Below are 19906 nucleotides of genomic sequence, written 5' to 3' on the forward strand. Positions count from 1 at the left end.
ATGGAGGCTGAGTTGCGGGACTGGCGGAAGCTTGCGCAGTCGTGGCATGCGCGATTCCTGACCGAGAAGTACGTCGACGGCACCCGCTTCGTGCAGGCGGTGGGGGAGGCGTGCTCGAGTGCTGACGTCGTACCCGAACTGCGGCTCGGCGCGACGTTCGTGGACGTCGCGAGCCGGGACGAGGCGCTGGCGGAGCGGATCAGTGCGATCGCGGCGGAGCACGGTCTGACAGCGGACCCGACGGCCGTGGCGCAGCTCGAGATCGGTCTGGACACGGCGGAGCTCGTGGCGATCGGGCCGTTCTGGGCGGCGGTCCTGACCGGCAGCACCGATTCGTTCACCGGGAACGACATCTTCGACCCGACCTGCCGGGTCGCGAACCTCTGGTTCCAGGGCACGACGCCGCACGAGACGCCACGCCAGCGGTTCCACCTCGATCTCTGGCTGCCGCCGGAGGTCGTCCCGGGGCGGATCGAGGCTGCAATCGCGGCCGGCGGGAAGGTCGTGTACGACGAGGAGGCGCCGGCCTTCATCGTGCTCGCGGACCCGCAGGGCAACAAGGTCTGCCTGTGTACGTCGGAGGGCCGCTAAAAGCCGGGGCGCGGTACGGCGTCCTCTGCTACGGTCGTGCTGAAATCTAGGAGGTGTGTGATGGCTTGCATGGTTGTCCGGTTCCGCGCCAATCCCTCCTCCTCTGCTGCCCACTGACGGGCTGACAGCGCTCTTCTTCCGGACCGATTGGTGCGTCGCGGCGTCTGGCCGCGGATCACGTGCGCCCTGGTGCGCGCTCCGTGCCGATCGAACCGGAGATTCCCCATGTCCTCCGTGGACACCCAACTTCATGCTGCCCTCGCACGTGCTGTCCGCGGCGTGCCGTACGACGACCTTCGCCGACGGGTGACGGCGCTCTCAGAGCGCTACCGCAGCGAACAGGTCGACGACACCGCGCCCGGAATGACCGATGCCCTCGACGCCCTCGCGTACGCCGTCGTCCGCATGCCGGCCACCTTCCGCGCCCTCCACGCGGCCCTCGCAACAGCCGAGCGTCATGTGGACGCGTCCTTCGCCACCCACCTCGACATCGGCGGCGGGACAGGAGCCGCGGCGTGGGCGGCCGCGTCGCACTGGCCGGCCATCACCACAGAGGTCGTCGAACGTCAGCCGGCCGCGATCCGTCTCGGCCGGCAACTTGCCGCCGGCAACTTCCCACGCGACTGGCGGTGGACGACCTCCGACCTTCGGTCCTGGACCGTGGGTGGCCCGGTGGATCTCGTCACGATCGGGTACGTGCTCAACGAACTCACCGACGAGGCCCGCCGTGATCTGATCCGCGGCGTGACCAGGTCCGCGACCACGATCGTCCTCGTCGAACCAGGCACCCCACGCGACCACCGCCGCATCCTCGAGGCCCGTGACCTCCTGATCGAGCACGGCTTCCGGATCGCTGCGCCCTGCCCGCACCAAGGACCGTGCCCGGTCGACTGGTGCCACTTCGCCGCGCGCCTGCCCCGCACCGAACTCCATCGCACCCTCAAGGACGGCACCCGGAACTTCGAGGACGAGAAGTTCACGTACGTCGTCGCAACACGCGGCCCGATCCGCCCGGCGCCGGCGCGGGTGATCGCCCGCCCGCTCCACCCGAAGAACCGGGTCGTGCTCGACCTGTGCACGTCAACGGGCACCGCGCAGCGAGCCGTCGTACCGAAGTCCTCCGAGTCGTACCGCACAGCACGCAGCACGACCTGGGGTGATGCCTGGACCTAACGGTCTGAGCGTGTGCTTCGATGTCGACGGGACTCCGATCGCAGACGGAGCACGAGCGCGACGACAAGGATCGCGGCGAGAACGCCCAGGGTGAGCGGGTCACTCGAGCGACCGCCGCGATCGCGGTCCATCACGTGCGACGCGAAGTGCACGACGGCGCCAGTACCTGCGCCGAGAAGCGCCACCACCAGCCCATCCCGCCAGCACAGCGCCCCGAGCAACGCCACCGTGCAACCGATTGCAACTAGTGCGGGGTGACGGTGGTGGCTCGGATGATGAGTGATGTGCCGAGCAGGACGCGTCGCTCGGGTGAGGCGGGGTCTGCGAGGTGCTGGACGAGGAGGTCGACGGCTGCCGCGCCGGCGTCGGCTGCGTGGGAGGAGACGGTCGTGAGCGGCGGGTAGACCTGTGCCTTCAAGACGTCGTCGCAGCCCACGAGGCTGATGTCGCCCGGGACGGAAATCCCGTGCTGGGCCAGGCCGGCCATGATGCCGTGGGCAAGAACGTCGTCGAAGGCAACGGCCGCGGTGGCGCCGGTCTCCAGCAGGTCCGGCGCCGCCTGCATCCCGGCCTCGTAGCTGGAGACCCGGCCCGGAAGCATGATCGCCTCGACGCCGGCCCGTTCGGCGGCGCGTTTCACCGACTTCTTGCGTTGCGTGTTCGCCCACGACCGGGTCGGCCCGGCCAGATAGGCGATGCGCGTGTGGCCGAGCTCGGCCAGATGCTCGACCGCGGCACGGACGCCGTCCGCGCTGTCGACCAGGACGCGCGGCAGACCGGACAGATCGCGGTTGACGAGCACGACCGGACGCCGGTCCGCGAGGCTGCGGATCTGCCGTTCGGTCATCCGGCTCGCGGCGAGCACGAAGCCGTCGGCCTGCGCGGTCAGCGTGCTCACCATCGTGTGCTCACGCGCCGGGTCCTCGTCGGTGTTTCCGAGCAGCAGCGCGAGTCCGGCGGTCTCGGCGCGTCCCTGCGCGGCACCGATCATCGGCGGGAAGAACGGGTTGGCGATGTCGGGGACGATCATGGCGAGCAGCCCGTGGCGTCCGGTCGAGAGCGCCTTGGCCGTCGGGTTCGGTACGTAGCCGAGCTCGGCCGCGATCTCGCGCACGCGGGTCACCGTCTCGGGACGCAGTACCCGCGGGTTGCTGAAGGCCCGCGAGACGGTCGCACGCGAAACGCCCGCGAGCGCCGCCACGTTGGTGATGGTCGGCGCCGCGGGCTCCGCACCCGGCGCGCGTGAGGACATGCGCGCAGCCTAGCTCCGCGCTCCTCGCCCCGCCAGATTCAGCTGCAACCGGTTGCACAAAGGTCAGGCCGGGTGGCAGACGTACGCCGTCTTCTCGTCGGGCGAGAACCCACACCGGCGGTAGAACGCGTGCGTCGCCGCCGTGCGCGACCCCGTCTGGAGCATGGCCTTGTAGCAGCCGGCGTCCCAGGCCGCCTGCACGGTGGCCGCCATGATCTGCTTCCCGAGGCCCTTGCCGCGGCGGCCGGCGTCGACGACGACGTTCTCGATGACGGCGTACGGCGATCCGCCGCGGGTGAGATTCGGGATCACGTTGAGGTAGGTCGTCGCGACGATCTCCGTGTCCTCCTCGAGCACGAACAGGTGCAGCCCGGACGTGCCGAGAATCGTCGTGAAGATGTCCCGGGCCGCCGGCACCGGCGGGTCCGCCGGGTGGAGCTGGCGGTAGAGGGCGAGGATCCCGCCCAGGTCGTCGGCGCCGGCGGCCCGGAACTCAGGCATCGAGGAAGGTGGTCACGGTGTCCAGGACCAGAGGAGTGCGAGCGAGCCCGGTGAAGTGGGTGGTGCCCGGGAAGATCGCCAGCTGCGAAGCGGGTACGCCGACGAAGTCGCCGTTCACGTCGCCGCCGCGGAGCTGGTGGAAGCGGACGACGTGTTCGAGCTTCACCGCGTCCGCGTCCCCGAACGTCAGCAGCGTCGGCGCCGCGATGCCGCGGATGTCGTCGTCGCTCCAGCCTTCGGTGCCGCGGTCGTACGCGCCGAGCTTGGTGAGCAGCGTCTGCAGGTGCTCGTGGTCAGGGTGCGGCGACTTCGCCAGGTAGTCCGACTCCATCGGCGTACCGGCGATCATCTCGACCTTCATCTCGCCGACCGCGTCCGTGTTCTCCGCGCGGTCCCCGGACGGGTGGAACGAGACCGAGGAGATGACAGCCTTGCGGACGAGCTCCGAGTGCTTGATCGCGAGGTAGAGCGCGACGGCCCCGCCGACGCTGAACCCGAACACGTCGGCTTGCGGTACGTCGAGCTGCTCCAGCAGCGCCACCACGTCGGACGCCAACGCCGGCGTACCCAACGGCCGGTCGATGTCGTTCGTGTACCCATGCCCCTGGAAGTCCGCCGCGATCACCTGCCGCCCGGCGGACAGCCCTTCCAGCAGCTCCCCGAACTGCAGGTCGATGTTGAACAGTCCACCGTGCAACAACACCAGCGGCGTACCCCCGGACCCGTGGATCTCGTAGTACATCCGCAGCCCGTTGATGTCGGCGTACCCAGTCTGCTTGCTCACAGTTCTCCCCACCACTAGACGAATCGTGGCGTCCGAGCCTACGTGTTGCGGAAGGATCGCCGGTAGGAGGTCGGCGGTACGCCGACGACGCGCTGGAAGTGGCGGCGCAACGACGTGGCGGTGCCGAGGCCGGTCGCGGCGGCGACCTGCTCGATGCCGTCGTCGGTCGATTCGAGCAGCTGCTGTGCCCGGCGAACCCGCTGCGTCAGCAACCATTGCAGCGGCGTCTGACCGGTGATCGAACGGAACTGGCGACCGAGGTGCCGCGGGCTGGTGTTCGCCCGTCGCGCGAGGTCGGTGACGGTCAGCGGCTGATCCAGACGTTCCTGCGCCCACGCGAGCAAATGCGCGAGCGAGTGATCGCCGCTGAGTTGCAACGGCGTCGACACGAACTGCGCCTGCCCACCGGCGCGATGCGGCGGTACGACGAGACGCCGCGCGACCGTGTTCGCGGTCGTCGCGCCGTGATCGAGGTGAACCAGGTGCAGACACAGATCCACCGCCGCCGCCTTCCCTGCCGCGGTCAGCACGCTCCCGTTGTCGGTGTAGAGAACGTCCGGATCGACCAATGCCGCCGGATACCGCTCGCTCAGCACGTCGGTGTGTCCCCAGTGCGTCGTTGCCCGCCTGCCGTCGAGCAACCCGGCGGCACCGAGCACGAAGGCGCCCGTACAGAAGGATGCGATCCGGGCGCCTGCCTGATGCGCCGCCCGGACAGCGTCCACCAGGTCGGCGGGCGGTGGTTCGTCGACGTCCGCGATCGCCGGTACCAGCATGGTGTCGGCGCGGGTCAGCCAGTCCAGCCCGTCCTCGGGCTCGACGAGGAACGGTCCGACCTGCATCGGCCGCGGCCCGCACAGGCGTACGTCGTACCACTCGCCGACTCCCGGCGGTGGGTTGCCGAAGATCTCGTAGGCGATCCCGAGCTCGAAGTGCAGCAAGTGCCCGGCGGTCGCGAGCGCCACGGTGTGCATGTCCGAAAGTGTACGGATGGTGTCGTTCCGGACTCTCCCGCGACCGGGCCCGCCGGGCCGAGACTCGGGGCATGAACGCAATCGTCGTGTACGGCGCCACCGGTCACACCGGCCGTTTCGTCGTCGAGGAACTCCTACGTCAGCAGCTCCCGACCGCCGTCTCGGGCCGCAACGCGGCGGCACTCGCAGCGCAGTGGGGAGACCTCGACGTCCGACCGGCCGCGGTCGACGACCCGCACGCCCTCGACCAGGCCCTGAAGAACGCGGCGGCCGTGATCAACTGTGCCGGTCCGTTCGCCAGCACGGCCGAACCACTGATCGAGGCCGCCGCCCGGCAGCGGATCCCGTACGTCGACGTCGCCGCAGAGATCGAGGCGAACGCGGCCACGTTCGCCAGGCGCAGTGACACACCGGTCGTGCCGGCGATGGCGTTCTACGGCGGGCTCGGCGACCTGCTGACGACCGCGGTACTGGGGGAGCGGACCTCCGCCACCGACGTGCACGTCGGGTACGGGCTCAGCAGTTGGTACCCGACTCCGGGCACCCGGGTCGCCGGCCGGGTATCGCATGACCGGCGCAACGGTCGCCGGGTGCGGTTCGCCGGCGGCCGGTTGCAGTATCACGACGACCCGCCGGTCCAGCAGGACTGGACGTTCCCCGAGCCGCTCGGCCGGCGGCGCGTGATCGCCGAGTTCAGCATGGCCGACATCGTCACGATCCCGAGTCATCTCGCCGTGCCCGAGGTACGCACTTACATGACCCTCGAGGCCGCGGGAGACCTGGCGGACGCGGACACGCCGGCGCCGGTGGCAGTCGACGAGCACGGCCGCTCGGACCAGGCCTTCGTGGTGGACGTGCGGGTCGGCGGCGAACTGCGGGCCACGGCCACGGGCCAGGACATCTACGCGATCACGGCACCGCTCGCGGTCGGCGCCGTACGGCGGATCCTCGCCGGCGAGACGCGGTCGTCCGGGGTGGCGTCGGCCGGCGCGATGTTCGACGCCGTCGACTTCCTCAAGGAGTTACCGCTGACGCTCGATCTGTCGTAAATCAGTTCCCTGCGGGAGAATCGGCGGACCGCCCACAGCAGTTGGAGGCCGCCCGTGTCCAGCTCGTCCCGCCCGTCCCGCCGGGCACTTCTGCAACTGACAGCCGCTGGTGCCATCGCCGGAGCAGTAGGCAGCACGCTCCCGGCGTACGCCGACGGAATCGACTACACCGCCCGCCAGACGTTCGACGACTGGGATCGCCTGTTCCAGCAGGGCGGACCCGGTCAGCCGGACCAGCCGAACGACAACACCAACCGCGACGGCCGCTCCGGCATGCTCGCGTGGAGCCAGTCGTACGTGCTGCTCGGGCTCGTCCGCATGTACGAGACGTACGGCGACACGTACTACCTCGACCGGCTCATCGACAACGTCGACCAGGTGCTCGCGGTGCGCGACAGCGAGCGTGACGTCACCGACTACCGCGGGCTCTCGCTCCCCGCGTGGCGCGCCGACCACCCGTACACGACCGGCTACGCAACCCTTGCCGACAGCAACGGCCGGCCGCTGCTCGACCTCCGCCAGGCGCTGCCGTACGCCGAGGACACGACGGTCACCGTCACCGCCGGGTCTCGCGCGGACACGTTCACGGTGAAGCTCGTCAACACCTTCGTCAACCGCACCGTCACGCTTACCGACCTGTCCCTCGATCCCGCCGGCCCTGATTACGCCGTCACCCGGATCTACACGGCGGCTCCCGGTCCGCTGCAGCTCACCGCCGGGGATCGCCGGCCGGCGCCGCGCGCGGGCGACGTACCGAGGCTCGGCACGTACGAGGTGCGCTGCAGGCCGGTGATCTTCGCCGTGCACACGGGCATGATTACCTATCCGATCGCGAGCTTCGTGCGCCTCGTCGCCGGCTCGCCGGTCCTGCGGCAGCGATACCAGCGGAAGGCGGCCGAGTACCTGACCGCGTGCCGCGAGGCGGTCGCCGTCCACGACTGGGAGTACCGCGAGGGCGGTCATCTGCTGTGGCCCAAGGGGCAACCACTCGCGTACGACGGCTGCGAGCAGCCGATCAACCAGTCGGTCGGGCTCGGTCAGACGCTGGTCGAGCTCGCGCTGGCGACCGGGGATCCCGGGTACCGCGCGAAGGTGGCCGGGATGGGCCGGATGCTCGCCGGTCAGCTCACGGCCGACGCCGGGGACGCCTACCGGTGGCACTACTGGCCGGCCGGCGGCCGTATCTACGAGGGGTTCGCGAAGACGGGTGACCCGTCGACCGACGTCTCGACCTTCACGCCGTCCGGAGGCCCGGCGCGGCAGTTCGAGGACATCAGCCACGGGGCGATCGACGTCGAGTTCGCCGTACGGGCGTTCCGCGCCAGGCTCGCGTTCACCGGCCGGGACATGGCGCGGATCGCGCGGACGTTCACCCAGAACGTCGCGACCACGGACGCCACCGGCCTCCCCGCCATCCACACGACGGTCGCCGGTGGGACCGTCGGCGCCGCGTCGGTCGCCCACCAGGCACCGCGCTGGATGCAGGTGGCGCCGTGGGACCCGCAGGTCCACGCGCACTGTCTCGCGCTCTACAACCGCTACCAGCCGACCCCGGAACGCGACGGCCAACAAGCAATCGGCTTCGGCTGGCTCCTCGCCAACGTCGCCTATCTCAACTGGGGTGCTGCCCGATGACATAGCCTGGAGGGGTGGAGGGGGAGCCGCTGGTGCGGCGGTCAGTGGGGATTGGGATCGCCGGGTTGTTGCCGTGGGCATGGTTTGTGGTGCGGGACGGGCTTGGTGTGGTCACGGATGTGGCCGCGATCGTGCTGCCGATGCTTGCGGTGGTGACTGCTGTGCTGGTGGGGGTTCTGTGGCGGCGGCACCGGGCGGCAGTTGTGTTCGCGGTGTCGACGCTGCTCATGGGAGTCGTCGCGACGTTCACGCCGTGGATCCCGCACGGCACCGGCACGGTCGATTCGGCTCGCGCTGTCCGGATCGCGGCCGCGAACATCGGGAGCGGCGAGCTCGACGGGGCCGACACCCTGCTCGCACTGCGCGCCGACGTCCTCGTCGTCTCCGAGATCGGCCCACCGCTGACCGGGCGGCTCTCCGAGTCGTACCCGGAGCATGTCGCCTACTGGAAGGGCCCATCGATCGGCGTCTTCAGCCGCTGGCCGCTGACCGTGCTCGAGCAGCCGGGGCCGGACCTGCCCGGATACGTGGTGCGGGTGCACGCGCCATCGGGGGAGTTCGACCTGATCGCGGCGCACGTCCCGCGTCCGTGGTGGACGTCCGGCGGATCGACGTACGACAGCTCGACCGACGACGGGACGCCGTACCAGGCGACCGTCGCCGAGCATCACCGCCTGATCGAACAGCTCGCGGACCGCGCCGCGCGCGACGACCGTCCCGTCGTGGTGGCCGGCGACCTCAACGCCACCGACCGCGGCCGCGACTACCGCGCCCTCACCGACCACCTGCACGACGCGATGCTGGACAGCTGGGGCCGCCCCTCCCAGATCGGGAAATGGGCAGCACTGGCGGTCCGCATCGACCACCTGCTCGTGAAACCCGGCTGGTGCTCCGACGACAACGACTGGTACCCGATCCCCGCGTCGGACCATCATGGCCTGATCTCGACGATCGGACCGTGCGCATGACGACAGCGCCGTCGACGGGTACCGAGTGCGTCGGGCATGGCCGGGTGTTGTCTGATATGGCAGGATTCCTACGGTGAGTAGCGGTACGACGGACGAGCAGCGCCTGCAGGACCTGGCGCGGCTGCGGCGTGTGAAGGACCGGATCGACCGCGAGTACGCGCAGCCGCTGGACGTCGAGGCGCTCGCCCGGGGTGCGCACATGTCGTCCGGGCACCTGAGCCGCGAGTTCAAGCGCGCTTACGGAGAGTCGCCGTACGGGTATCTGATGACGCGGCGGATCGAGCGCGCGATGATGCTGCTGCGGCGCGGCGGGATGAGCGTCACCGACGTCTGCTTCGCGGTCGGCTGCCAGTCGCTCGGTACCTTCAGCACCCGGTTCACCGAGCTGGTCGGGATGCCGCCGAGCGTCTACAAGGAGCACGCGCAGGACGCGACCCTCGGCATTCCGTCGTGTGTCGCGAAACAGGTGACGCGACCGATCAGGAATCGAGAAGCAACTCCGGCGCCCGGCACGTAGCGTGACGCCCATGGAGATCAAGATTCACGCCAGCTTCCTGCCGCACAGCGACCCCGAGGAGTCGGTGAAGTTCTACCGCGACATCCTCGGCTTCGAGGTCCGCACCGACGTCGGGTACGAGGGCATGCGCTGGATCACGGTCGGCCCGGCCGGCCAGCCGGACACCTCGATCGTGCTCTACCCGCCGGCCGCGGACCCCGGGCGGACCGACGACGAGCGCCGGACCATCGCCGAGATGATGGCCAAGGGCACGTTCGCGACCATCGTGCTGCAGACCGACGACATCGACGGCCTGTTCGAGCGCCTGCAGGCCACCGACGCCGAGGTGATCCAGGAGCCGGTCGACCAGCCGTACGGCGTCCGCGACTGCGCGTTCCGGGATCCGGCCGGCAACCACATCCGGATCAACCAGGCTTCCTGACACCCACTTGGAGACAGACGCATGACCCGCGACGACCACGCTGCCGACAGTCACGACCTGATCCGGGTGACCGGCGCCCGGGTGAACAACCTGAAGGACATCAGCGTCGAGATCCCGAAACGCCGGCTGACCGTGTTCACCGGCGTGTCCGGGTCGGGCAAGAGCTCGCTGGTCTTCGGCACCATCGCGGCCGAGTCGCAGCGGCTGATCAACGAGACCTACAGCGCGTTCGTCCAGGGCTTCATGCCGAGCCTGGCCCGCCCGGACGTCGACGTCCTCGAGGGCCTGACCACCGCGATCATCGTCGACCAGGAGCGGATGGGCGCCAACCCGCGCTCCACCGTCGGTACGGCGACCGACGCCAACGCGATGCTCCGGATCCTGTTCAGCCGGATCGCGAAACCGCACGCGGGCCCGCCGACGGCGTACTCCTTCAACGTCCCGAAGCGCACCGCGACCGGCTCGATGACGGCCGACAAGGGCGCCGGCGAGAAGAAGGTCGTCCGCGAGGCCGTGTACGCCGGCGGCATGTGCCCGCGCTGCGAGGGCATGGGCTCGGTGACGGACTTCGACCTGACCGCGCTGTACGACGAGAACAAGTCGCTGAACGAGGGCGCGCTGACGATCCCCGGCTACAGCATGGACGGTTGGTACGGGCGGATCTTCCGCGGCGCCGGGTACTTCAACCCGGACAAGCCGATCAAGAAGTACACCAAGAAGGAGCTGCACGACCTGCTCCACCGGGAGCCGACCAAGATCAAGGTCGAGGGCATCAACCTCACCTACACCGGCATCATCCCGGCGATCCAGCGGTCGTTCCTGTCCAAGGACGTCGACGCGATGCAGCCGCACATCCGGGCGTTCGTCGAGCGGGCGGTGACGTTCACCACCTGCCCGGACTGCGAGGGGACCCGGCTGAGCGCCGAGGCACGGGCGTCGAAGATCAAGGGCAAGAACATCGCGGACCTGTGCGCGATGCAGATCACCGACCTGGCCGCCTGGATCCGTGACCTCAAGGAGCCGTCGGTCGCGCCGCTGCTGAAGGCGCTCGGCGACGCGCTCGACTCGTTCGTCGACATCGGGCTCGGGTACCTGTCGCTGGAGCGCCCGGCCGGGACGCTGTCCGGTGGTGAGGCACAGCGGACGAAGATGATCCGGCACCTCGGATCGTCGCTGACCGACGTCACCTACGTGTTCGACGAGCCGACGATCGGCCTGCACCCGCACGACATCCAGCGGATGAACGAGCTCCTGCTGCAGCTGCGCGACAAGGGCAACACCGTGCTGGTCGTGGAGCACAAGCCCGAGACGATCGCGATCGCCGACCACGTGGTCGACCTCGGCCCCGGTGCGGGATCCGGCGGCGGCGAGGTCGTGTTCGAGGGCACGCTGGAGAAGCTCCGGACCAGCGGGACGCTGACCGGGCGCCACCTGGACGACCGTGCGTCGCTCAAGCCGTCGGTGCGGTCGGCGACCGGCGCGCTGGAGGTCCGCGGCGCCTCGACGAACAACCTGCGCAATGTCGACGTCGACGTACCGCTCGGTGTGCTGGTCGTCGTGACCGGGGTCGCCGGGTCGGGGAAGAGCTCGCTGATCCACGGATCGATCGCGGATCGCGAGGGTGTCGTGGCGATCGACCAGGGAGCGATCCGGGGATCGCGGCGCAGCAACCCGGCGACGTACACGGGTCTGCTGGAGCCGATCCGGAAGGCCTTCGCCAAGGCGAACGGGGTGAAGCCGGCGCTGTTCAGCGCGAACTCCGAAGGCGCATGCCCCGCGTGCAAGGGCGCGGGTGTCATCTACACCGAGCTCGGCGTGATGGCGACCGTGGAGTCCCCGTGCGAGGAGTGCGAGGGCCGCCGGTTCCAGGCCGCCGTGCTGGAGTACACGTTCGGCGGGAAGAACATCGCCGAGGTGCTGGCGATGCCGGTGTCGGAGGCGTTGCCGTACTTCGCCGAGGGCGAGGCGCGGACGCCGGCTGCCGAGAAGATCCTGGAGCGGCTCGCGGACGTCGGGCTCGGGTACCTGTCGCTCGGCCAGCCGCTGACGACGCTGTCCGGGGGAGAGCGTCAGCGGCTGAAGCTCGCGACGCACATGGGGGAGAAGGGCGGCATCTTGGTCCTCGACGAACCGACGACGGGTCTGCACCTCGCCGACGTCGAGCAGCTGCTCGGCCTCCTGGACCGGTTGGTCGACTCGGGCAAGTCGGTGATCGTGATCGAGCACCACCAGGCCGTGATGGCACACGCCGACTGGATCATCGACCTCGGGCCAGGCGCCGGCCACGACGGCGGCAAGATCGTCTTCGAGGGCACACCCGCCGACCTGGTCAAGAAGCCCAAGACCCTCACCGGCAAGCACCTGTCAGAATACATCGCCTGACGTCTGCTGCAGCACCGGCGGCCGGGGGGACGTGCCGGGAGGACGACCCCACAATTCAGTACCGTGCCCGGTATGAAGATGCTCAGCGTGGCCGTGTTGTTCGTGTCGTCACTGATCCAACTCAGTGTCCTCATCGTCGGTCTCGTGCTGACAGGCAGGACCCGGCGAACCGGCGGCGACAGCGCGTCCAAGGGTCTGATCGGCTGTGCCGTGCTGTTGCTGAACCTGCTGATAACGGTCGGCTCGAGCTTTGCCGCGCCGGTGATGTACAGGGCCTCCGGCGTGTCCCAACTGGAAGTGTTCTACGCCGTACGCGGGCTGCTCAGTGCCGTGCTCCTGAGCGTCGGGATCGGATTCCTCATCGCAGGAGTCCTGGCGAACGGCCGGTCGGCCGCTCCGGGCTCGAGCCCGCTCTACCGGTACCCGGCTCAACCCTGATCACGTAGCCGACAGCGCCTGCGGGGAGCCCCTTCGTGCGGATCCCCCAACTGGTCAGGAATCGAGAAGCATCGGCGGGGGCCGGGAAATAGCGTGGGAGTCAGTAAACGTCAGGGGCTGCGGCCCCGGAATCTGGAGTGACGACATGACCACCACGCAAGGCGTCAAGACGATCCTGCACCCCGTGACCGACCTCGAGAAGGCCAAGCCGGTGTACGCCGCGCTCCTCGGCGTCGAGCCGATGGCGGACTCGCCGTACTACGTCGGATTCGAGGCCGAGGGCCAGCAGATCGGTCTGGTGCCGAACAGCGACATGACCTCGCCGATCGCGTATTGGCACGTCGACGACATCGAGGCCAAGATCCAGGAGATCACCGCGGCCGGAGGTGAACTGAAGGACGCCCCGAAGGACGTCGGCGCCGGCCGCCTGGTCGCCACCCTCACCGACCCGGACGGCAACGTGCTCGGCGTCCTCCAGGATCCGTCCTGATCATGTGCACCGTCCCGAGGGAGTACCGGGCCGCGGTGTACGGCGTACGCCAGGAGCCCGACGCCGACGACGTACCCGCCGAGGAAAACCCCGTGTATGTCGAGGAAGCAGTGGGGCATCATCTCGTGCATGAGTGAGCGCGCGTACGTCCGTCTGCAGGCCGCCTATCGCGGGCGGCTCGGTGTCGAGGTCGGCCTGTTCGTCGCAGTGGACCACCTGCGGCGGGCGGGCCGGCTGACTGCGTCGGAAGAGGCGCAGTACCTCGACATCGACGACTGGTTCCTCACTCACCTGCCGAATCCGGACTTCTATGCCGACGGCAACAGTGTCGGTGCGGTCACCTGGTTCAAGGAGCCGATCACCGCGGCCATGCAGGAACGCGTCGAGTCGTTGTGCGCGATCCTGACGGCGCACGACGTCGCCTGGGAGCGGGTGACGTCCGGTGATCCGGGCACTGTCGTGTACGAGGACGAGTTCCAGGTCGGCGTCGTGCCGTACGTGCGCGACGAGCCGACGCCGTTGCCGGCCGGGGTCACGCTGACGCCGACGTCGGGTGGTTCGAAGCGGGCGGTGGCCGCGTCGAAGGTGCGGCACGTGCTCTTCGACGCGGACGGCGTACTGCAGGATCTGCCGGGCGGATGGTACGCGGCGATGGAGCCGTATCTCGGCGAGCGGGCGCGGGACTTCCTGCACGAGACGTGGTCGGACGAGCTGCCGATGCTCGCCGGGCGGGGCGACTATCTACCGGTACTGGCGGCGTCCTTGGCGAAGTACGGCGTACCGGCGCCGGTGCACGAGGTGTACGACGCGGTGTGGAAGAACATCGTGCTGATCGAGGAGTCGCTCGACATCGTGCGGGCGCTGAAGCGGAACGGGTACGGCGTACACCTCGGCACCAACCAGGAGTGCTACCGGGGCGCGCACATGCGGACGGCGCTCGGGTACGACGAACTCTTCGACGTCAGCTGCTACTCCTACGACCTCGGCGTCGCGAAACCCGATCCCGAGTTCTTCACCCGCGCCGCGGAACGCATCGGGGCCGACGCGGACACGATCCTGTTCATCGACGACACCGCGAAGAACATCACCGGCGCCCGTACCGCCGGCCTCCACGCCGAACAATGGGACTTCACCCAGGGCCACGCCGCCCTCCACGCCCTCTTCACCACCCACGGCGTCGACGCCCACCTCACGGCTTGACCCCGGGCTACTCGGCGACGACTTCCACGGAGATGTTGCCGCGGGTTGCACGGGAGTACGGGCAGGTGGCGTGTGTTGCTTCGAGCAACTTCCGGCCGGTGTCGCCGCAGAGGTGGTCCGGCAGTTCGACCCGCAGTACGGCGGCCAGGTCGAACTTCGCGCCCGCGGGGACGAGGCTGACCTCGGCGGTGACGGCGACGTCCTTCGCGTCGAGGTTCTGGAGCTGGGCGATGCGGTCCAGCACGGTGGAGAAGCAGGCGGCCCAGCCCGCGGCGAGGAACTGTTCGGGGTTGAGGCCGTCGCCCGTGCCGCCCATCTCCTTCGGCATCGCGAGCTGCACATCAAGCTGTCCGTCGGCGGTGACAGCGCGGGCGTCGCGGCCGGACGAGGTCGCGACGGCTGTGTAGGTGGGGTTCATGGTCGTGCCTTTCAGATCGACTGCGACCACCGTCGACGATCAGGGGTATCCGGCTCAATTACCTCCTTGGTGCAGTTACCCGGCAGGTAATGGCTGCCCGGCGCGCCCTCGCCGTACGCTGAACTCGTGACCGTCCTGGAAGAGCCACAGACCGTGGGGGAGCTGCTGCGCTTCTGGCGGCAGCACCGCCGGCTGAGTCAGCTCGACCTGGCGCTCGACGCCGAGGTGTCGACGAAGCACCTGAGCTTTGTGGAAACCGGCCGCGCCCAACCGAGCCGGCAACTGCTCGTCCATCTCGCGAACCACCTCGACCTGCCGATCGCCGAACGCAACCGGCTGCTGCTCGCCGGCGGGTTCGCCCCGCTGTACCTCGACCAGCCGTACGACTCCGACGCGATGCTCCCGCTCCGCGACTCTCTGCGCCAGCTGCTCGACGCGCACATGCCCAACCCCGCGCTGATCGTCGACGGCCTCTGGAACCTCATCGACGCCAACGCCGCCGCATCCCTCCTGTGGGAAGGCGTCGACCCGAAGCTCCTCGAGCCGCCCATGAACATGCTCCGCCTGTCCGTCCACCCCGGCGGCCTCCCGAGCATCTCGTCCATGACAGCCGCCTGCAGCCTCGGCCTCATCCACCAACTCAAACGCAAGAGCCGAGACACGGCAGACCAGCCCCTGGCCGACCTGCTCAACGAGCTGGACCCCTACCTCCCCGAGCAACCGCCGATGACACCCGCCCAGCAGCCCATGGTCACCCTCGACCTCAACACCCGCCTCGGCCCAGTCCGCCTCTTCACCCTGATAGCCACCATCGGCGCCCCACTAGAGGTAACCGCAGCCAACCTAGCCATAGAAACCTTCCTCCCCACCGACCCCACCAGCACCTCCCGCCTGCAGCAGCTCGCCAGTTAGCTCGCAGGAGACGGCAGCGGGCGCTAGTCGCGCCCTGGCTCGGCCTCCTCGACGTCTTCCCGAAACCGCCCACGGGCCACCATCGCCGAAAACGCCTCCTGCGCAACCACTGCAGTTCGCCGTGGCCATCCTGAATCGCAGATCTCGTCGACCGTGTTCAACCCATTGGTCGCTGCCAGCGCGTCCAGCAGTACGGCAAGCACCTTCTCGAGCAGAGCGACCTCGGTAGCGGTGTACGTAGACAACGCGCGCTGAGGCTCATCGGCCCAGTCGAAGAACATATTGAAGTATTCCGCAACCCCGACGTCCTGCACACCGGCATTCCCGTCGCCCAGGAGCTCGAGTACGTCGATGACGCGGTTCCGGACGCGCTGGTCCAGAAGGCGGGAGGACACAGCATCGCTCACCTGGACACAGTCCCAGATGCCTGATGCTGTGTCCAAAGAATTCCCGTCACGGCGGATGCACGCGTCTGGGATGGTTCTGCGCATCGAGCAGGCTGTTCTGGTTCTAAGCGGGATTGCATCTGATCCGGCTTACAGCACGCGTGGCACGCCGGAGAATTCGCAGGTCAGGTCCTTGATGATGCCAGCTCGTTCAGCGGACCCGGTTCCTGAACGTGGACGGCACGATCAAGCCGCGATTGACGTTGATTCGGCGGTTCGCCGAGTTCACCGGCGAGTTCCTGGCGGTGGCGCGCCGAGGATGTCGAGGCGTTCATCGATCAGGCGCGAGCGCGGCGTGGACAGGGCCGGGGATTCCCGCGGTTCTTCAGAAGCAGGTCGAGTGCTCGTGCGTGGGAACGCAACAAGGTAGCGTTCTATCGGTGGCGGTACGGCGTGTGGCCGCCCGGCCAATGGAAGAGTTGCCGATGACAATCAGTTGGTTCCAACTCAGCGGTGGTTCCTATCATGAGGAGTCGGGGCCTGTGTTTTCCGGAGCTGCGGAAGACCGGCTATGGGAGGCCTTCCCGCAGCTAGAAGCCGATGTGCTCTCGGGCCTTGATGGCGCGCGTTGGCTGCTCCAGGGTGGCTACGAGCGAGTCTCAGTCGGACTTCAGTTTCGAACCGAGAAGAAGGGCCGACAGCGCCGAGCCGTTGCGGAGATCGGCCGACTGATCACGGTGGACTATTCGATTGTCTGGCCCGAACTGGAGAACGCCACAGTCGAGAATATTCGCAATCACGTCAAGCCTTTCGTGATGGATGCGCTTGAACTGGTCGGAGAAAAGAAGAAGCTCGGCCACGTACCGCGCCTAGGCGAGGGGCGCGATCTGACAGCCGCGCCGCTAAAGCCGCTGATCGAAGACCCCACGCCGTACGCGGACGAGCCCGGCGACAGTTTCGTCATCACACGCGAACTACCTCCCGGCCTGAACCCGTCTGAGGAGGCGGCTGTCCTGAAGCGGTACGAGGAAGACCTCGACCGCATCCTGTCCAAACATGCTAGAAGCAACATCATCGAGTTGGAGACCACAGCAAGTACCGCACGATGGGTGGTACCTGCATCGAGGTCGACGGATTAGGTGCTTACGTTCGCTGGTGCCCGATGTACGAGTACGGACTCGGTGTCAGGCCGTCTGGAGCAGTGGTCACGAACCTGTCACCTCTCCTCATAGGACCTCAACGTCGACGAGCCGATTCGGAAGCAGTAGCTCAGGCGAAGGAGTGTCCTCCGGCGAAGGTTTCCGGCTCCGCGGGTGCGGGACCGGGCGGGCTGGGATCGGCTGGCGCCGCCGCAAGGTAGCCGATCCCGCTCGCGCTCCGTCGTTACGTCAGGAATACGACACAGTCCGATTAAGTCATCTGCGTCGGTAATGCGGCTCGGCGTGTGCTGCTGGAGCTGTGTGAAGCCGGTCGCCGGTGGTGCGGGCTGACGGCGTCGAGGAGCTGCTTGCGGTCGCCGTACGGCGGTGGCGTTCGTACCCACGGCGCAACCCGCCCTCGCCGGCGAGTTCGCGAGGTCGAGCTACCCGCCCGGTTGATGTGGGTGGCGCTGGAGAAGTTGTCTGGAGGATCTGAAGCCGAGGCGTTCGTACAGGGGGACTGCCTTGTGGCCGGAATGGACGGTTACGTGGAGGGCACCGAGGTGTGTGGCGTGCTGTGAGGCGGTCTCGACCAGGGCCGCGCCGATGCCTTGGCCGCGGTGTTCGGGACGGACAAAGACGCTTTGGATGTCTGCGGACAGTCGGCTTGTTGCTCCGGGTCTCGGGGCGCGGGGGACCAGGGCGAGCCACGCCATACCGACGAGCTCCGGCCGATCGAGTCGAGCGACGAACGCGATATGTGAGTCCTGGTGGACCCTCCACCACTGCGCAAGCTCCGCCGCGAAGGCGTCAACGGATCGCTCCGCCGCCTCCTCATCACTACTGTTCAGCCACAACAGCCGGGCCAACTCGGGGGTGTCGTTCGCATTTGCCTGAGAGATCCTCACGCCATGAGTCTCGCGCACAGCCACGATCATCAGCCGTCCGATTCGGCGTGCCAGGTTTGCCAGAGTTTGCCGTAGGTGCGTCCTGCGTGGACGAGTTCGTCGTGGGTGCCGAGCTCGACGAGTTGGCCGGCTTCCATGACCGCGATTCTGTCGGCGTCGTGCGCTGTCTGCAGGCGGTGGGCGATCGCGATCACGGTGCGGCCCTGGAGGACCGACGCGAGTGATTGCTCCGTCTGGCGCGCTGTTCTGGGGTCGAGGAGTGACGTGGCCTCGTCCAGGATCAGCGTGTGAGGATCGGCGAGTACTACGCGCGCCAGGGAGAGCTGCTGCGCTCCGGCGTCGTCGAGAGTGGCGTCGGTACCGATCTCGGTATCCAGCCCCTCAGCCAGATCGTCCAGCCACCCGGCCCCGACAGCGTCCAGCGCCGCCCGCATTTCCTCGTCTGTCGCCGAAGGCTTGGCGATGAGCAGGTTGTCCCGGATCGTGTCGTGGAAGATGTGATGATCCTGCGTGATCAGTACGACGTGCTCACGCAGCTGATCCGGCGGAAGATCGGCGACCGGCGTACCACCGATCGTGACTGCCCCCGTGTGCGGACGGTCGAGACCGGCGAGGAGGCGCGCAAGTGTGGACTTGCCCGCTCCAGACGTCCCGACAATGGCCAGCCGTTCTCCGGGCCGCACGGACAGATCGATTCCTCGGAGTACGTCGCGGACTCCCGTGTAGCTGTAGTGCGCGTTGTCCACGCGGATCCGCTCGTCGCTCACGCGCTGCGCCACTTGGGCGTCCGCCTGAGGAATATCGCCGACACCTTCGACGCGCGCGTACGAAGCTCCCGCACCTTGTAACTGTTCGATCCAGAGCATCAAGGTGTCGAGCGGTCCGATGAGCTGCCGGAGGTACACCGCCGCAGTGACCACGGTCCCGAGACTGACCACGTCGTTGCCATACAGGGCGCCGCCGACCAGCAGCACCCCGACGACCGGGAGCGCCAGCGCGATCTCCGACCACGGAAACAGCACCGTCCGCAGCCACAGCGCGTCCAGCCGAGCGGACCGGGCTCGAGTGACTGCCGCTTCAGTGACCTCAGTACGGCGCTGCTCCAGCCCAAGCAGTTCGACGGTGCGCGCCCCCTTCGCGGTACTGGCGACCGCGTCGGCCATCTCGGCACTGGTTGCCGCAACCGCCAGGTACGCCGGCCTCGCGCGACGCAGGTACCAACGCACCGCTGCGCCGACACCGATCAGGCAGACAAGCCCGCACAGCCCGAGCAGCGGGTCCAGTACGAGCACCGCGACGACGAGGAACACTGCGTGGACGATGGCAACCAATACCTCAGGAACCGCCGCTCGCAACGTGTACGCCACCAGCGAGGCGTCGTTGCTCCCGCGCGCGATCAGGTCGCCCGCCGGAAGATGGTCCGCCACCCGCGGCGGCAGCGCCAGCGTCCGCCGCAAGAACCGCTCCCGAACGCGGGCCGCGGTGCGTTCGCCGTACCGGTAACCGAGCTTGAGCGCCCACCACGACAGCACTGTCTGAACGACCGTGAACAGGAGCGCACCGAACGCAAGCCGGTCCACCGCGCCGAGCACATCACCCGAGCCGGCCTGGATCGTGTCGATGATCCGGCCGAGCAGCAACGGGCCGACCAATCCTGCTGCGGAAGCAAGCCCGTTGACGAGGACGACTCCGACCACGGCCTTGCGGTCCGCGGCCAGGTCGCTCAGCGCCGCCGCACGGACTTCGGCCCGGCTCGCAACGGGCATCT

General features: G+C 68.4%; 22 protein-coding genes. 14 read left to right on the forward strand and 8 right to left on the reverse strand.

All coding sequences use genetic code 11. From position 1 onward, the window contains the following. Together BJY22_RS26365 and BJY22_RS26370 are read left to right on the forward strand one after the other, a co-directional pair. Entirely contained in the window at window positions 1–591 is a 591-nt protein-coding gene (locus BJY22_RS26365; RefSeq protein ID WP_167211554.1) for a VOC family protein, read from the forward strand. A 225-nt stretch (window positions 592–816) separates the two neighbouring features. Then, on the forward strand, window positions 817–1764 hold the full coding sequence (locus BJY22_RS26370) for a small ribosomal subunit Rsm22 family protein (RefSeq protein ID WP_167211557.1): 948 nt from the start codon (window positions 817–819) through the stop codon (window positions 1762–1764). A gap of 244 nt (window positions 1765–2008) precedes the next feature. Here BJY22_RS26370 and BJY22_RS26375 read toward each other — a convergent pair whose 3' ends face one another. From BJY22_RS26375 to BJY22_RS26390, 4 genes are all read right to left on the reverse strand, one after another. Further along, window positions 2009–3016: a LacI family DNA-binding transcriptional regulator gene (locus BJY22_RS26375; RefSeq protein WP_167211560.1), complete on the reverse strand. Its 1008-nt coding sequence runs from the start codon at window positions 3014–3016 to the stop codon at window positions 2009–2011. A gap of 63 nt (window positions 3017–3079) precedes the next feature. Beyond that, window positions 3080–3517 (reverse strand): GNAT family N-acetyltransferase, encoded by a 438-nt coding sequence (locus tag BJY22_RS26380; protein WP_167211563.1) that lies wholly within the window; start codon window positions 3515–3517, stop codon window positions 3080–3082. Then, window positions 3510–4301, reverse strand: coding sequence for an alpha/beta fold hydrolase (locus tag BJY22_RS26385; RefSeq protein WP_337759122.1), 792 nt, complete (start codon window positions 4299–4301; stop codon window positions 3510–3512). The genes BJY22_RS26380 and BJY22_RS26385 overlap by 8 nt, the downstream gene beginning before the upstream one ends. A gap of 38 nt (window positions 4302–4339) precedes the next feature. Further along, complete coding sequence (locus tag BJY22_RS26390; RefSeq protein ID WP_167211566.1) at window positions 4340–5275, reverse strand: helix-turn-helix domain-containing protein; 936 nt, start codon at window positions 5273–5275, stop codon at window positions 4340–4342. Between the two features lie 71 nt (window positions 5276–5346). Between BJY22_RS26390 and BJY22_RS26395 the strand changes: the two genes are divergently transcribed. The 10 genes from BJY22_RS26395 to BJY22_RS26435 all read left to right on the forward strand — a co-directional run bounded on the left by BJY22_RS26395 (window position 5347) and on the right by BJY22_RS26435 (window position 14375). Continuing rightward, window positions 5347–6324: a saccharopine dehydrogenase NADP-binding domain-containing protein gene (locus BJY22_RS26395; protein WP_167211568.1), complete on the forward strand. Its 978-nt coding sequence runs from the start codon at window positions 5347–5349 to the stop codon at window positions 6322–6324. Window positions 6325–6378: 54 nt separating this feature from the next. After that, window positions 6379–7959 carry a hypothetical protein gene (locus tag BJY22_RS26400; protein WP_167211571.1) on the forward strand — a complete coding sequence of 527 codons (1581 nt, stop codon included), beginning with the start codon at window positions 6379–6381 and terminating at the stop codon, window positions 7957–7959. Window positions 7960–7991: 32 nt separating this feature from the next. Beyond that, a complete protein-coding gene (locus BJY22_RS26405; RefSeq protein ID WP_167211575.1) occupies window positions 7992–8927 on the forward strand; it encodes an endonuclease/exonuclease/phosphatase family protein in 936 nt (311 codons plus the stop codon). A gap of 73 nt (window positions 8928–9000) precedes the next feature. Continuing rightward, on the forward strand, window positions 9001–9444 hold the full coding sequence (locus tag BJY22_RS26410) for a helix-turn-helix domain-containing protein (protein WP_167211579.1): 444 nt from the start codon (window positions 9001–9003) through the stop codon (window positions 9442–9444). Window positions 9445–9454: 10 nt separating this feature from the next. Beyond that, window positions 9455–9865 carry a VOC family protein gene (locus BJY22_RS26415; RefSeq protein WP_167211581.1) on the forward strand — a complete coding sequence of 137 codons (411 nt, stop codon included), beginning with the start codon at window positions 9455–9457 and terminating at the stop codon, window positions 9863–9865. A gap of 21 nt (window positions 9866–9886) precedes the next feature. Next, on the forward strand, window positions 9887–12247 hold the full coding sequence (locus tag BJY22_RS26420) for an ATP-binding cassette domain-containing protein (protein WP_167211584.1): 2361 nt from the start codon (window positions 9887–9889) through the stop codon (window positions 12245–12247). Between the two features lie 72 nt (window positions 12248–12319). Continuing rightward, on the forward strand, window positions 12320–12685 hold the full coding sequence (locus tag BJY22_RS26425) for a hypothetical protein (protein ID WP_167211586.1): 366 nt from the start codon (window positions 12320–12322) through the stop codon (window positions 12683–12685). A 145-nt stretch (window positions 12686–12830) separates the two neighbouring features. Beyond that, window positions 12831–13175 (forward strand): VOC family protein, encoded by a 345-nt coding sequence (locus BJY22_RS26430; protein WP_167211589.1) that lies wholly within the window; start codon window positions 12831–12833, stop codon window positions 13173–13175. Between the two features lie 2 nt (window positions 13176–13177). Next, the gene (locus BJY22_RS42610; protein ID WP_272954836.1) at window positions 13178–13312 is read left to right on the forward strand and encodes a hypothetical protein; all 135 of its coding nucleotides are present in this window, start codon (window positions 13178–13180) and stop codon (window positions 13310–13312) included. After that, window positions 13305–14375, forward strand: a complete 1071-nt coding sequence (locus tag BJY22_RS26435) for an HAD family hydrolase (RefSeq protein ID WP_238350462.1) — start codon at window positions 13305–13307, stop codon at window positions 14373–14375. Before BJY22_RS42610 ends, BJY22_RS26435 begins: the two co-directional genes overlap by 8 nt. 7 nt (window positions 14376–14382) lie before the next feature. Here BJY22_RS26435 and BJY22_RS26440 read toward each other — a convergent pair whose 3' ends face one another. Next, window positions 14383–14793: an Ohr family peroxiredoxin gene (locus BJY22_RS26440; protein ID WP_167211592.1), complete on the reverse strand. Its 411-nt coding sequence runs from the start codon at window positions 14791–14793 to the stop codon at window positions 14383–14385. A 126-nt stretch (window positions 14794–14919) separates the two neighbouring features. Here BJY22_RS26440 and BJY22_RS26445 point away from each other — a divergent pair, with 126 nt between their 5' ends. Next, entirely contained in the window at window positions 14920–15705 is a 786-nt protein-coding gene (locus BJY22_RS26445; RefSeq protein ID WP_202891266.1) for an MmyB family transcriptional regulator, read from the forward strand. 23 nt (window positions 15706–15728) lie between these two features. On the opposite strand, the gene BJY22_RS26450 is transcribed toward BJY22_RS26445, so the two are convergent. Next, on the reverse strand, window positions 15729–16112 hold the full coding sequence (locus tag BJY22_RS26450) for a hypothetical protein (RefSeq protein WP_167211595.1): 384 nt from the start codon (window positions 16110–16112) through the stop codon (window positions 15729–15731). Between the two features lie 212 nt (window positions 16113–16324). Here BJY22_RS26450 and BJY22_RS26455 point away from each other — a divergent pair, with 212 nt between their 5' ends. Continuing rightward, window positions 16325–17230 carry a hypothetical protein gene (locus BJY22_RS26455; protein ID WP_167211598.1) on the forward strand — a complete coding sequence of 302 codons (906 nt, stop codon included), beginning with the start codon at window positions 16325–16327 and terminating at the stop codon, window positions 17228–17230. A gap of 443 nt (window positions 17231–17673) precedes the next feature. Here BJY22_RS26455 and BJY22_RS26460 read toward each other — a convergent pair whose 3' ends face one another. Together BJY22_RS26460 and BJY22_RS26465 are read right to left on the reverse strand one after the other, a co-directional pair. After that, complete coding sequence (locus tag BJY22_RS26460; protein ID WP_167211601.1) at window positions 17674–18138, reverse strand: GNAT family N-acetyltransferase; 465 nt, start codon at window positions 18136–18138, stop codon at window positions 17674–17676. 29 nt (window positions 18139–18167) lie between these two features. Next, on the reverse strand, window positions 18168–19904 hold the full coding sequence (locus tag BJY22_RS26465) for an ABC transporter ATP-binding protein (RefSeq protein ID WP_238350464.1): 1737 nt from the start codon (window positions 19902–19904) through the stop codon (window positions 18168–18170). Between the last annotated feature and the right edge of the window lie 2 nt (window positions 19905–19906).

This window comes from Kribbella shirazensis, from assembly GCF_011761605.1.
GTDB classification, from domain to species: Bacteria; Actinomycetota; Actinomycetes; order Propionibacteriales; family Kribbellaceae; genus Kribbella; species Kribbella shirazensis.

Coding starts and splice junctions, on each gene's coding strand:
- BJY22_RS26365 (WP_167211554.1), top strand. CDS start 1: ATGGAGGCTGAGTTGCGGGACTGGCGGAAGCTTGCGCAGTCGTGGCAT.
- BJY22_RS26370 (WP_167211557.1), top strand. CDS start 817: ATGTCCTCCGTGGACACCCAACTTCATGCTGCCCTCGCACGTGCTGTC.
- BJY22_RS26375 (WP_167211560.1), bottom strand. CDS start 3,016: ATGTCCTCACGCGCGCCGGGTGCGGAGCCCGCGGCGCCGACCATCACC.
- BJY22_RS26380 (WP_167211563.1), bottom strand. CDS start 3,517: ATGCCTGAGTTCCGGGCCGCCGGCGCCGACGACCTGGGCGGGATCCTC.
- BJY22_RS26390 (WP_167211566.1), bottom strand. CDS start 5,275: ATGCACACCGTGGCGCTCGCGACCGCCGGGCACTTGCTGCACTTCGAG.
- BJY22_RS26395 (WP_167211568.1), top strand. CDS start 5,347: ATGAACGCAATCGTCGTGTACGGCGCCACCGGTCACACCGGCCGTTTC.
- BJY22_RS26415 (WP_167211581.1), top strand. CDS start 9,455: ATGGAGATCAAGATTCACGCCAGCTTCCTGCCGCACAGCGACCCCGAG.
- BJY22_RS26420 (WP_167211584.1), top strand. CDS start 9,887: ATGACCCGCGACGACCACGCTGCCGACAGTCACGACCTGATCCGGGTG.
- BJY22_RS26425 (WP_167211586.1), top strand. CDS start 12,320: ATGAAGATGCTCAGCGTGGCCGTGTTGTTCGTGTCGTCACTGATCCAA.
- BJY22_RS26430 (WP_167211589.1), top strand. CDS start 12,831: ATGACCACCACGCAAGGCGTCAAGACGATCCTGCACCCCGTGACCGAC.
- BJY22_RS42610 (WP_272954836.1), top strand. CDS start 13,178: ATGTGCACCGTCCCGAGGGAGTACCGGGCCGCGGTGTACGGCGTACGC.
- BJY22_RS26435 (WP_238350462.1), top strand. CDS start 13,305: ATGAGTGAGCGCGCGTACGTCCGTCTGCAGGCCGCCTATCGCGGGCGG.
- BJY22_RS26440 (WP_167211592.1), bottom strand. CDS start 14,793: ATGAACCCCACCTACACAGCCGTCGCGACCTCGTCCGGCCGCGACGCC.
- BJY22_RS26465 (WP_238350464.1), bottom strand. CDS start 19,904: ATGCCCGTTGCGAGCCGGGCCGAAGTCCGTGCGGCGGCGCTGAGCGAC.